This window comes from Paenibacillus sp. FSL R5-0923 (assembly GCF_038009145.1).
Classification (GTDB): Bacteria; Bacillota; Bacilli; order Paenibacillales; family Paenibacillaceae; genus Paenibacillus_AQ.
In genome coordinates this window covers 3276606-3289690 of sequence record NZ_JBBPAT010000001.1, presented here as the reverse complement: position 1 = coordinate 3289690, position 13085 = coordinate 3276606, and the positions used below count along the sequence as shown (strand labels likewise).

At 41.7% G+C, this 13085-nt stretch carries 12 protein-coding genes; 1 reads left to right on the top strand and 11 read right to left on the bottom strand.

Annotation, left to right across the window (positions count from 1 at the left end):
- Nucleotides 1-411: 411 nt before the first annotated feature.
- From MKX35_RS14585 to MKX35_RS14535, 11 genes are all read right to left on the bottom strand, one after another.
- Nucleotides 412-1176, bottom strand: a complete 765-nt coding sequence (locus tag MKX35_RS14585; RefSeq protein WP_076299271.1) for a VOC family protein — start codon at nt 1174-1176, stop codon at nt 412-414.
- 2 nt (nt 1177-1178) lie between these two features.
- On the bottom strand, nt 1179-1985 hold the full coding sequence (gene proC / locus MKX35_RS14580; RefSeq protein ID WP_076299272.1) for a pyrroline-5-carboxylate reductase: 807 nt from the start codon (nt 1983-1985) through the stop codon (nt 1179-1181).
- 18 nt (nt 1986-2003) lie between these two features.
- Nucleotides 2004-2831, bottom strand: a complete 828-nt coding sequence (locus MKX35_RS14575; protein ID WP_076299273.1) for a MetQ/NlpA family ABC transporter substrate-binding protein — start codon at nt 2829-2831, stop codon at nt 2004-2006.
- 11 nt (nt 2832-2842) lie between these two features.
- A complete protein-coding gene (locus MKX35_RS14570) occupies nt 2843-3862 on the bottom strand; it encodes a uroporphyrinogen decarboxylase family protein (protein WP_076299274.1) in 1020 nt (339 codons plus the stop codon).
- Nucleotides 3863-3893: 31 nt separating this feature from the next.
- The gene (locus MKX35_RS14565; RefSeq protein WP_042189536.1) at nt 3894-4553 is read right to left on the bottom strand and encodes a methionine ABC transporter permease; all 660 of its coding nucleotides are present in this window, start codon (nt 4551-4553) and stop codon (nt 3894-3896) included.
- Nucleotides 4528-5571 (bottom strand): methionine ABC transporter ATP-binding protein, encoded by a 1044-nt coding sequence (locus MKX35_RS14560; RefSeq protein ID WP_076299275.1) that lies wholly within the window; start codon nt 5569-5571, stop codon nt 4528-4530. Before MKX35_RS14560 ends, MKX35_RS14565 begins: the two co-directional genes overlap by 26 nt.
- Nucleotides 5572-5617: 46 nt before the next feature.
- On the bottom strand, nt 5618-6778 hold the full coding sequence (locus MKX35_RS14555; RefSeq protein WP_076299276.1) for an amidohydrolase: 1161 nt from the start codon (nt 6776-6778) through the stop codon (nt 5618-5620).
- A gap of 20 nt (nt 6779-6798) precedes the next feature.
- On the bottom strand, nt 6799-7470 hold the full coding sequence (locus MKX35_RS14550) for a GntR family transcriptional regulator (RefSeq protein WP_076299277.1): 672 nt from the start codon (nt 7468-7470) through the stop codon (nt 6799-6801).
- Nucleotides 7471-7713: 243 nt separating this feature from the next.
- Complete coding sequence (locus MKX35_RS14545; RefSeq protein WP_076285372.1) at nt 7714-9066, bottom strand: sodium-dependent transporter; 1353 nt, start codon at nt 9064-9066, stop codon at nt 7714-7716.
- 209 nt (nt 9067-9275) lie between these two features.
- On the bottom strand, nt 9276-10148 hold the full coding sequence (locus MKX35_RS14540; protein WP_076285371.1) for a carbohydrate ABC transporter permease: 873 nt from the start codon (nt 10146-10148) through the stop codon (nt 9276-9278).
- Nucleotides 10149-10163: 15 nt separating this feature from the next.
- Nucleotides 10164-11114 (bottom strand): ABC transporter permease, encoded by a 951-nt coding sequence (locus tag MKX35_RS14535; protein WP_042132288.1) that lies wholly within the window; start codon nt 11112-11114, stop codon nt 10164-10166.
- Nucleotides 11115-11269: 155 nt separating this feature from the next.
- Here MKX35_RS14535 and MKX35_RS14530 point away from each other — a divergent pair, with 155 nt between their 5' ends.
- Nucleotides 11270-13081 carry a sensor histidine kinase gene (locus MKX35_RS14530; protein ID WP_042189548.1) on the top strand — a complete coding sequence of 604 codons (1812 nt, stop codon included), beginning with the start codon at nt 11270-11272 and terminating at the stop codon, nt 13079-13081.
- Nucleotides 13082-13085 lie beyond the last annotated feature (4 nt).

Below are 13085 nucleotides of genomic sequence, written 5' to 3'. Positions count from 1 at the left end.
CCGTCTGCATATAAAACGAGATAAGGAGTCGTTTTGTGACAACAACGATATTTCGATGACTGCCGATTATCTGTACTTGAAAAAGTTATCATCGCAAAAAACATTTGTTATTCAAAGTAATCTCAACAGAAGGGATACATCCTTCTTCAATTGCAATCCCAATCAATGTGGACACTATACTTTTGGTACATGAATTAATCCGTTGAAAGTTATCTCTTAACTGCATACTCGAGGTTTTCAATCTTCGTTATCATGGTTATCATGGTTATCTTACTATAAAATGGAATTTCATCTGGTTTACAAATTGATTAAAACAAAAAGATCACATCAATGGATAGCAAAAAGACTTGCTCGAGGTATCAATACCTTCGAGCAAGTCTTTTCATCTTAAATTATATAGAAACTAATGCCTTATACAAAAACATACTCCCCGTCACCGATCTGAATCGTCTTCCCTTTCAGCGCTAACGAATCCGTTTCAAAAAACACCTGTTTGAACTGGTTCTCGTCCCCATGTACGAAAGCAAAAGACTTTTCTCCAATCGTAAGGATAAAAGTACCGTCCTCTGACTCTGTTACAGGCAATCCGAATATCGATCCCCAGTGTTTAGCGGTAGCTGCAGGATCGGAGACATGGAATACAGCGCGCACGATTTCAACATGACCTGCAGGATGAGGCTGGATGACTCCAGACGATGATAATCTTTCTAACCTCTCTGCATCTGTCCCGCTCCATTGAATGATGAACGGATAGACTAGGCCTTGAAAGTCACCACCGATAGTCATCATGCGCCACTCGATTAATCTTCCCTCGTTATCTAGACGCTTCCCATCGATGATTGGAGATAGTGATAAACCCGCTGCCTTAAGGGAATCCGCTACTTCTTCAATATCATCTGTCCGGATGACTACTCTGCTCAAGACTTCATGCTCCGGCAGAAGTTTTACAGCGTCTTTCACCACTAGATTATGTTCAGTTGCCTTTGCCAACTCAAGATTCTCAATGCCCAGAAATTCTAGATAGGTTAGCCCGAAATAACTTAATGCGTTATAGGTTCCCCAATCTTTATGAGAACCTCCCTTAAAAGCAACCAAATCATGAGCTCTAAAGATTTCAACCGGTTTAGACAGATCATTGACGTAGTGTACTAAGTGATCCCATTTCACTGTTGCCATGATTACTTCACTCCTAGCTCAGTAGTACGCTTCACAGCTGCCAGAACACTTCTTTGCAGACCTGCTGCGAAATCACTGTTATTTAATTCGTACAAGCCATGCATCCCAACTCCGCCAGGTGAATTATTAATATCTAGCAGTTGTCTTGGATGCAGCCCTGTCTGCTGCAGCATAGCTACCGATCCCATCATATTCTCCAGTGCAACATTCCAGGCTTGCTCACGCGGCAATCCGGCAAGCACACCTGCATCTACAAAAGACTCAATGAAATAATAAATATAGTTGGGGCCAGCCACACCAAATCCAGTGAAAATATCCATTAATGTCTCATCCAGATATTGCACTTTACCAAATCCGAGTAAGAAATGCTCCACTTGATCACGGCTAGCGTAAGCATTTAATGCTACACCGCTATATCCGTAGCCTGTATCCGTCAATGTATTTGGAATGACACGGATAATGGACCTCTCAGCTCCAAAATAACCAGCTAATTGGACATTCGTCACACCTGCCACAATCGATACGATGACTGCGGTAGGTGAAGCGAATTGTTGTACGATTTGTCCAAGTGTAGTTAAATCATCCTGTGGACGCACCGCAACGACAATCAGATCTGCAGTAGATAGGCTTTGCTCCTGTGAGCTCTTCGTATCTATTCCGTATTTGGTACTCAAAAACTGAAGACGAGCTTCATTAATGTCAGATATACTAATTTGATCTACCGACAGGGTGTTGTTGGGTATACATGCGCGAATGATCGCTTCCGCCATCTGTCCTCCACCAATAAAATGAATCTTTTCTTGTGTCACTTGCGTTCACTTCCTTACTTAATTGTTGTCCCATGCTTCAGGCAGAATGAAACCATCATATTTCTCTATTCCACGAATATATTCTTCGAACTCTTTAGATTCATAAGCTGCTTTCAAGTCTTTCGCCCACTGTGTATTTTCATCCTTTTTATTAACCGATACGATAATTCTGTGTTCCATAGGCGTATTTTCGATTTTCAAGGCATCCGTAATCTTTCTGTCTGAATTAGCAATATAATTCCCGTTTACAACGCCGTAATCAACATCTTGCAGTGAAACTAGGATTTGAGCAGGGTCCAATATTTTAATATCAATGTTATATTTATCCGGTTCCATGCTGTTGATGTTAAAATCAGCTACGCCTGCGCCATCTTTAATCTTGATCCAACCCAATTCTTCCAGGATACGCAGTGCACGCTCTTGGTTCACCGGATCATTCGGAACAGCTACGGTTGTACCATCTTTAACATCGTCAAGTGTAGTATGATTTACGGAATAAAGACCTTGTGGTGCACCAGGCGCATAAGCAATCCCTACCATGTCTGCTTTGATTTCTTTGTTGATTGCCTCCATGTATGCTGTGCTTTGGAAGATACTTGCGTCAATGGAGCCTTCCTTCATCGCAGGATTGACCTGCATGTTTTGCGAAAAGGACTTAATTTCAACGCTATAGCCTTGTTTCTCTAGGATCGGAAGGATCGATTGGCGGAATTGTTCCTCATAGGTTCCCACACCAAATCCAATGGTAAGCTTCTTCTTATCTCCAGAATTATCGGATTGACTATTCCCGCAAGCCGTCAACACCGCTAGAACCCCTATCATCAACACTACTATCAACTTTTTCATAACTTCATCTCCTATTCAAATATAGATTGTTTTAGTTGTGCTAACGCCTCATCCGTCACATTAAGTGGGATAGCGCAATTTGGAGAAAGAATAAAAGGCTGGTCTTTCATTAATGTCAGTGCTTCTTTAGCCTGCTGCTTAATTTGTGCGATATCGTTTACAGCGAACAGCCCATGATCGACGCCACCTACTTTAGTAGCTTTAAGATCCGCCTCTAAACCAGGGTTCCCCTCGGCTACAGTATCCCAGCTGATCCCATCAATTCGATAATCATTAAATTTCTCAGGCTGGGCATAAGCCCCACAAGTATGAAGAATGTTTTTGCCGTAGTTTGCAGCTTCTAAGACAATAGAGTCATAAGGTCTGGAGAACTCGTCAAACATGGCTTCATCAAATAATCCTGGGTGAGCGGTGCCTGTCACAGCGTAGAACAAACCGTCAGAACCCACTTGCTGCAGCTCTTGTACATAATCAGCTAAGGTTAATGAAATCGCATGTAACGCATGGTGCGCTGCCGCACGATGCTCCTTAAATAACGACTCCAAAGTTACCGGATGCTCAATGCCAAACACTGTTTTTGTAACATAAGCAGAACGCCCTACAATAAATAGCAATACAGTCAATGGAGAGAATACCGTTTGGATTAGTGGGGTATCAGGTAGTCCTTGACGAATTTTTCTAACACCCTCTAAGTGTTCTGCCAAGGAAGCTGTATGCACCGCCTTTTTAACTTCGATATCCCATAGATTAACCGCTGATGAAATTGCTGTTGTTTGCTGCCTTGGAAATACAGTCTGATAATCCGTAAAATCATATTGATTGCCCCAAGCTTCCGCCAAATAAGTTGCTCTAGGATTGATCTTGACCCAGTCCCAATCATATTGTTTCGTAAAAGAAATTGTAGTTTGCGCTAAATCATCTGCAGTTTGTTCTTTGTCGATAAAATGCCGCCAACCACTTACAATTGGGCGATCTGCCTTTTCTCCAGATAATATCGCTTTAAATCGATCTTGCTTGCTCCATTCACTCATCTGCCAAACTCCCTCCCGGAATATGTAATGACTAATAACGGCGAATTTTTCTTGCTAGCGTGTTGCCTAAAGATTGAATGCCTTGCACTAAAATAATGAGAATAACAACAGTAGCTACCACGACAACCGTATCAAAACGTTGGTATCCATATACAATCGCCAAGTCGCCGACACCGCCGCCCCCTACCGTTCCAGCCATTGCAGTTGCACCGATCAACCCGATCGTCGCCGTTGTCAAAGACAGAATTAATGATCCAACCGCCTCTGGCAACAAAAAGTACCATATCACTTGAAATGGCGTAGCCCCCATCGCTTCAGCAGCTTCAAGAATTCCCGGGTTTACTTCAAGCAAGGAGTTCTCTACTAAACGCCCAATATAAGGTGCGATGTAGATAATTAAAGGTACGATCGCTGCGCTTGTCCCAATCGAAGTATGAACAATCAAACGTGTGAAAGGTACAATCGCTACAAGTAAAATAATAAAAGGCAGAGAGCGTATAATGTTGATGATCGGATTTAGTATGGCGTAAAGCGCTTTGTTCTCCAAAACCCCACCAGGACGAGTGATTACAAGCAATATCCCAAAGGGTATCCCTATCAATGAGCCAACAAACAAGGAGACGCCAACCATCTGAATCGTTTCAATAATCGCCTGCAGAAATTGATCACCTGTTAATGTGGTCGAAAACATTAGATTCTACCTCCTCTACACCGACTCCATGACGTTTTAAGAAAGATAACGCATTGTTAATCTCAGCTGTATCTCCACTGCATTGAATAATTACTGTACCCAGTGTCGTTTCCTGAATCTCGGTCGTGTTCGCAAATAAAATATTGACCTTCATATCGAAGGATCGAATCATCTCGAACAGGATAGGCTCAGAGGCGCTTTCTCCAACAAAATTAAGTTTATAAAGGACACTTCCGGGTTCTGTTTTGATGGATTTTTGGACGCTTGGCGTAATGCTATTTTGAATAACCGTCTTCACAAAATTCTGTGTCGTCTTATGCTTCGGACTACCGAATACATCCAGAACGCTTCCTTGCTCAATAATTCGGCCCTCTTCCATCACCGCCACCTTGTTGCAAATCTCTTGAATGACAGACATTTCATGTGTAATGATCATCACAGTAATGTTGTACTCTGCATTGATTTTTTTTAATAGCTGTAAAATAGAATGTGTTGTCTGTGGATCTAAGGCAGAAGTCGCTTCATCACATAATAGGATGGATGGATTCGAGGCAAGCGCTCTGGCAATCCCGACCCGCTGCTTCTGTCCACCTGACAATTCACTAGGGAAACTCCCTGCTTTGTCACTTAATCCAACAAACTCTAGCAACTCTTGTACACGCTGGCGGATTTCATTCTTATTCTTTTTTAAGAGAACTAGAGGAATCGCTACATTATCAAATACTTTTTTAGATTCTAATAGATTAAAATGTTGAAAAATCATGCCGATATTCTTCTTAGCCGCCCGTAACTCTTTATCGTTATAGGTTCCTAAATCACGCCCAGCAACGAAGACCTGTCCTTCAGTAGGTCTTTCCAAATAATTGACTAAACGAATTAATGTACTTTTCCCCGCACCACTATAGCCGATAACGCCAAAGATATCGCCTTTATCGACCTTTAAATCGATCCCTTTAAGCGCATCAATCGTGATTCCTTTCCGAGTGAACGTTTTGGAAACCTGTTTTAGTTCAATCATATACATTCCTCTCAATCATCTTTAGGATTTAGGTCTAGGAGATTAATTAAGCTTTGACTTGTAGCTTCACCAGCGCTTGTTCTGCCAATAAAGCGAAGTACTTCGCAGCGGGTAAAATCGCAGCTTCATCCACATCGAACTGAGGGTGATGTAAAGCATAGGCTGGGCCTGATCCTATATTTACAAAAGCACCCGGTATCTGTTGTAAATAAAAGGAGAAATCTTCTCCTCCCATTTGCGGTGGGATGTCATGTACTATATATCCGGCATCTGAAGCGACCTCTTTGGTAAAGTCAGCCCATTCGCCATGATTAATCGTTGCTGGTGGTCCTGGATACCAATGTAGCTTAGCCTCTGCCCCAGCAGCTGCAGCAATTCCTTCGATGATTCGGGTCATTTGGATTGGAATCTGGCGACGAATCTCTTCATTGTAAGTTCGCACCGTACCTTCTAATTCCACTTTTTCCGGTAGGACATTCCATGTGAAGCCCCCATTAATTCTGGTGACACTTAACACAACCGGTTCAGTGGTACTGTTTTGACGGCTTACGATGGTTTGTAGCGAGGTAATGATCTGAGCCGCAGTGACAATGGAATCCACACCTTTTTCAGGATAAGCAGCATGAGCGCCGACACCTTTTATCGTAATTTCAAACCGATCAACACCTGCTGTTAAAGCTCCTGTTCTTGTTCCAAAAGCTCCTGTAGGCAGGTCTGGTGAATTATGTAAACCGAATATAGCGTCAACACCCTTGAGTCCTCCTGATGCTAAGACACTCTCCGCTCCATGCCCTGTTTCTTCTGCTGGTTGGAACAATACTCTAACCTTGCCAGGCAATTCACTTTCACGTGCCTTTAACAATAAGGCAGCTCCTAGAATCGTAGCCGTGTGAAAATCGTGCCCACAAGCATGCATTTTTCCAGGAATCTCAGAAGCAAAAGATAATCCAGTCTGTTCCTCTATCGGAAGTGCATCAATATCACAGCGAATAGCTACAACAGGTCCATTACCTTGTCCGATCTCTGCGATAAGTCCGGTTTGTAAAGGAAGGTCTAGAATATGAATATTGGCATGGGTCAGCCATTCCCGTAATTTCTCTGTGGTCTTAAATTCTTCATAAGCTAATTCAGGCTCTCTATGTAGGTTTCTACGAACATCAATTAATTGATTCGCTAATGCTTGATCAACCTCATTAAGTATATTCATAGTAAAGTGCTCCCCTTTCTTTATGCTTCCAACTTTTCTTCAATACCTTTAATCCGGTCAAGTGCAGTAGCTAGACTGCTTAAAATATGATCTCGCATTGCTTTTTCAGCGCCATCTTCATTGTGGTCAGCGATCATTTGCAAGATAAGATCATGTTCTTCATCCGCCTGTGTATTCCAATCTCCATGCATGGAGACGAATCGACAATAGCGAAGGGAATGATCTCTTAATTGATTCAGAACTTTCTCGAATGTTTTTAGTTCACTGATTTCTGATAAATAATCATGGAACTCAAATCCATAGGTTACAAAATTCTGATTGTCGCCAAGTTGGAAGGAGTGTTTCATTTTTGTAATCATCGTCGTTAAATTAACAATATCGTTCTCTGTAGCATGCTTAGTTGCATTTCTTGCGATATAGCCTTCAAGCATGCTGCGAATTTGGAATATTTCTTCAACCTCTTTGAGTGTCACAGAAGCCACCCGCAGTCTTCCATTTGGCTGTCGAATGAGAAAATCCTCGTTCTCCAATCTCTGTATTGCCTCTCTTAGTGGAGTACGACTAACCCCTAGTAACGCTGCCAAATTTTCTTCATGTACAGGTTGATTCGGCTCTAATTCACTATCAATAATTTTTTGTTTTAATGCATCATAGGTATTATCCTTTGACAACCTCCGTGATCGTATCGCCATATTTATGTAGCTCCTCATCGATAATCTGTCGGGCAAGAGCCTCAACAATATATTTGTATAATTGTATACAATTATTAGTTTTGAATTGATTCGTTCAATCTTTTTTTATACTATATTCCAATTAATCCACCTAGTCAAGTAGGATTTAGAGGAATAATGTATTTATCTTCAATATCAAAAAAAACTCTACAACCACAAGGGTCGTAGAGCTTTTTTTGATGATTTTTTAGAAATTGAATTAAATTAAAATTTAATAATCCCTGAAGTATGAAGCAATACCAAGAACACCAGAATCGGCGCAACATACCGGAGCATAAATAACCAAACGCGGAACCAACCTGCCTTAAGCCCAGCCGCTTCTGCTGCCCCTTTCCAGAAATAACCGGCAAAGATGGTAACCAACAGACCGCCTAGTGGCAACATAATGTTAGAAGTTACAAAATCCACCCAATCGAACAACGCTTTGCCGCCAAACGATAGCTCAGGGACCATTCCCAGTGACATCGCCGAAGGAATACTGAGGAGGAAACATACTAATGACAAAATCCAAACTGAACGTTTCCGGCTCCAATTCCAGCGCTCCATCGCGAAAGATACAGGCACCTCAAGCAGAGATACGGCAGAAGTTAAAGCGGCAATCGCCAGCAAGATAAAGAACAAACCACCAAAGAATGCACCAAATGGCATTGCTGAGAAAGCTGCTGGCAAAGCAATGAAAATTAGCGAAGGACCTTGATCAGGAGCAATCCCAAATGAGAATGTCGTCGGAAAAATAATCAATCCTGCGATAAACGCATATAACAAATCTCCTGCTCCGACTGCGAGTGCAGCAGTTCCTAGCGATTGTTTTTTATCCACATATGAGCCGTAAGTCAGGAGAATTCCCATCCCAAGCGACAATGAAAAGAAAGCATGTCCCAAAGCGACTAGCGCAGATTCCGCCGTCAGCACCGAAAAGTCTGGTTTTAGGAAAAAGGCTACTCCTTCGTTTGCACCTGGTAAGGTAACCGCACGAATCATCAATACAATTAGGAGAACAACCAGACCAGGAATCAATACCTTATTAAATTTCTCGATTCCGCCTGATACTCCAAGAATAACAACACCCGCCGTTATAAGGATTGCTATCCCCTGCCAAACAATTGGCATAGGTCCAGATATAAAGGAGCTGAATTCACCTGCATAATTACTGGAACTGAACAATTGTCCATTGAAGGCAATCATTGCGTAGTTCAACGTCCATCCTGCAACAATGATGTAAAAGGAAAGAATTAAAAATGGTGCAAGGACTTGCAGAAATCCGACGGCCATCCAGTTCTTCCCGCCTCCGGCTCGTACAAATGCAGTAGCCGCGCTTCCACGTCCGCTACGACCGATGGCCAACTCTGCCAACAATACGGGTAAACCGATCAACACTAAACATACAATGAAAAGAAGGAAGAAAGCCGCTCCCCCATTTTCCCCAGTGATATACGGAAATTTCCACATATTCCCCAGTCCTACTGAGCTCCCGATAGCTGCGAAAATAAAGCCGGCGGAAGAGAACCGCTCCTTCTTCTCTGTGAGAAGATTTTTTTCACCTTTAAATTGATTCATTCTTATGCCCCGTTTTCTTTTTTTCTTTTTTAGACCTCATTATAGCCTATGTTAGCTTGATCGTCATATGAAAATTTTCTGAATATTTTTATTGTTTTCAATAATTATCCAGTTTAGCCATGAAATCCATCTAAATAAAAAAAGAGCTACGGTTCTAGTCTTGGACTAGAACCGTAGCTCCTTCTTCAAACTCTTTTTCTAAAAAGAGATTATTCTTTTACAGCACCTACCACAATCCCAGTTACAAAGAAACGTTGCAGGAAAGGATAAACCAATAGAATTGGCAAAGCACTTATAAAAATCTGCGAGGCCCGGATGGTTCGTTGTGATAAATTAGCAACGGCTGCCGGATCAAGCTTAGACATATCTGCTTGAACGATAATCGTCTGCATAAACGTCGCTAGCGGAAGCTTGTCTGCATCTCTGATATAAATAATACCGTCAAAATAAGCGTTCCAGTGTCCTACCATAAGGAATAGAGAGACGGTTGCAATAACAGGTAAGGAGACCGGTAAATATATTTTCACAAAGGTCTGAAAGTGTCCTGCCCCATCAATAAAAGCTGCTTCCTCAAGATCTTTAGGTACGGTACGGAAGAAATTCAGAAGTAAAATGATGTTAAATACAGCAACTAATCCAGGAAGAATAAGTGCCATCAATGAATTCATAAGACCAAGCTTCAGAATTAGAATGTAACCCGGTATCAGACCACCGCTGAACAGCATGGTGACAACAAAATACCAAAGATAGACGTTTCTAGCACGAAAGACTCTTGTTTCCTTAGATAGCGCATAAGCTGCAACCGTATTTACCACCAGCGCAAGTCCTGTTCCGAGTATTGTCCGTTCCACAGACACCCACAAGGAGTTAAGGAAATTGACATTATTAAACGTCTTTGCATAGGCTTCAAAGGTAAAGCCAATCGGCCAGAATGTGACTAATCCAGCATTAGCAGGTGCGGATGCACTAAGAGATACCATGAGTAAGTGGTACAAAGGTAGCAGGCAGAGCACGGAAAGGATAGTCAAGCACACATTATTGATAATACTGAATATTCGATATGGAATTGTTTTATGGTACATCAGTTGTCATCCTTTCTAGAAAATTCTGTACCCTGCAAATCTATAAGCAAGTCGGTAAGAGACTACGATTAAGACTAAGCTAATTAACGATTTGAATAGATTAACTGCGGTTGCGAAACTGAACTGTCCGCTTAGTAGACCTTCTCTATACACGAAAGTATCAATGATATCTCCCTGCTGATAGATCAATGGACTGTACAAGTTAAAGATCTGGTCAAAGTTTGCGTTGAGCACATTACCCAGTGCCAAGGTGGCGATTACGATAGCGATTGGGATTAACGCAGGAATTGTGATATACATCGTTTGTTTCCAACGCCCCGCCCCATCCACTTCAGCAGCTTCATAAAGTGATGGATTGATACCCGAAAGTGCCGCTAAAAAGATAATCGTATTGAAACCAAACTCTTTCCAAACATCACTAGCAATGATAGTGAACCTGAACCAGTTGCCGTCTCCTAGGAAGAAAATCGGCTTGATGCCGAATACAGATGTGAGGAATTGATTGACAATACCTGTCTGAGCAAGGATATCAATGAGAATCCCTGAAAGTGTAACCCAAGACAGAAAGTGCGGAAGATAAACGAGTGTTTGAATAGTTCTTTTAAGGCCCATTCTTCTTACCTCATTAAGCAATAAGGCGAAGATAAACGGAATAATCAAGTTCAAAACAATTTTGGAGCAAGCAAAAAATAACGTATTCCACGTAATGGACAGGAAATAATCATTCTCCCACATGTACCTGAAATGCTTAAGTCCGACCCACTCGGAATCAAAAAAACCTAGTGCAGGTTTATAGTCTTGAAATGCCATAAGAATTCCGGACATCGGAATATAAGAAAAAATAAAAACCATGATTGCCGCTGGCAACACCATAAAATGGAGAATCCATGGTTGATTAAAGCCTTTTTTTCTTTTTTTACTCGGCTGACTTTCTAGGCTCGCCTGTGGTATCGAGTTAACCTCCATATTAGCCTCCATAGCTCTCTCCTGTTCCCAAAAAAAATATTTTGTGTGTGATGGGGATCTCTGCTATAAATAGTATCAGGCGTTTCTCAGGTTTGACTATATAACATTGTTAGGCTTGATAGGGTTTTATTAGGACAACATCTGGAGGGGCATTTATGAATTTATGGAAGCGCTTTACAATACTTAGAGGAAACTTACAATCTCGATTTAGTCTGTTTGCCAAAATAAACAGCTTGATCATACTCCTATTCATTCCCATCATTATCATGTATACCTTTTCAAATAACGTCACCTTCGAGGTTGTAGGCAAAGAGTTGCAGACGTCCAATACGAAACAACTCACTTTTTTATCCAATCAGATCGATTCTCGAATTAATCAGATGATGGACTTCACCCTTATTCTTTCAAGAGATCCCAACGTCAGGGCATTCAATGGACTAAATGTATGGGAAGATCGATATGATCAGATGCAGACCAGATATATTCTCCAGGAAAAGATGGTGCTTCAAGCTGGGGTTACAGATATTTGGCCGACCAGATACGCCGTTCATTCACAGCAGAATAAAGATGTCATCGCCAATTACGACAGACCCATCGGGTATGATGAGGATTATTTAAAAGCAAATATGAGCGGAAGATGGACGTATGGTGATCATGGTGTGGAATCTCAAGGCGATTTAAAATCATTTTACTGGTTCTTAACGGATTCCTTAGCTCAGCCGGGGACATTAACAGGAAGTAGCCTAGTCATTGAAGCCAGCTTCAGTTATACGAACATTCAGAACATGCTCGATTCGTACAAAGCAGGTGGGCAAGGCGATCCGTTCTTCTATCACAAAGGGGAGAAACCGATCCTCAACCGTAGCGCGGACAAGCAGCTATCCGACGAACTAGTTAATTACCTGGATAATCACTCTCCGGAGAATACAACTCAGGATGTAGTGAAACTAAATGGGAAGAACTATTTGGTCAGTTCTGTGAAATCAGCCTCTTTGGATTGGCATTTAGTAGATGTTGTCCCCCTTTATCAAATTCTCAAACCGATTTCTCTTAGTCGAGATTTATTCTATATCACAATGATTCTGCTGTTTGTTGTGGGAGTATCCTCTTCCATTCTGCTATATAGAAACGTTCAATATCCGATTAAAAAACTAGTCAGTGGTTTACAGCGCGTACAGCAAGGAGATTACTCCGTACGGCTTCATAGCAATGAGCAAAATGAGTTTTCGTTTCTGTTCCGTCGTTTTAACGATATGTCCCATCAAATTCAAGACCTGATAGAAAATGTATTTAATGAAAAGATCCGTGCTCGAGAAGCTACCCTGAAGCAGCTTCAAGCGCAAATTAATCCGCATTTTCTCTATAACTGTCTTGGTTATATTATCAATATGGCCCAGATGAAAGATGAGGACGCAGTCGTCTCAATGGCTTATAATCTAAGTGCTTACTATCGTTATACCACCCGTATGGAACGGGAGACGGCTTCTTTGGAGGAAGAAATCAAGCTCTTGGTCAACTATTTAGATATCCAGAAACTGCGCAATGGCAGAATTGATTATCATATTGATATTCCTGAGGATATGCTTAGCCAATCTGTACCTCGCCTAATGCTACAACCTATGGTGGAGAATTCTGTGATTCATGGAGTAGCGAAGTCCTATTCATCAGGCGAAATCAAGATTAGTGGTGAGAAGTCAAACGGCTTCTGTAGAATTTATATCGATGACGATGGTCCTGGCTTGAATCCGGATCAGCTAGAAGCATTAAACCGTAAAATGCAGGAGCCTTTGCAGGAGGAAATGGGTTGTGGTCTTTGGAATACAAATCAGCGGATCATTCACCTGTTCGGCAATCATTCAAGTCTTACCTTCAAGCCTTCCCCTCTCGGTGGATTCCGAACAGAAATTATCTGGGAAATCCCAACTGAGGATGATAGTTATAAATTAAAGGAACATCAAGGAGACTAACAAC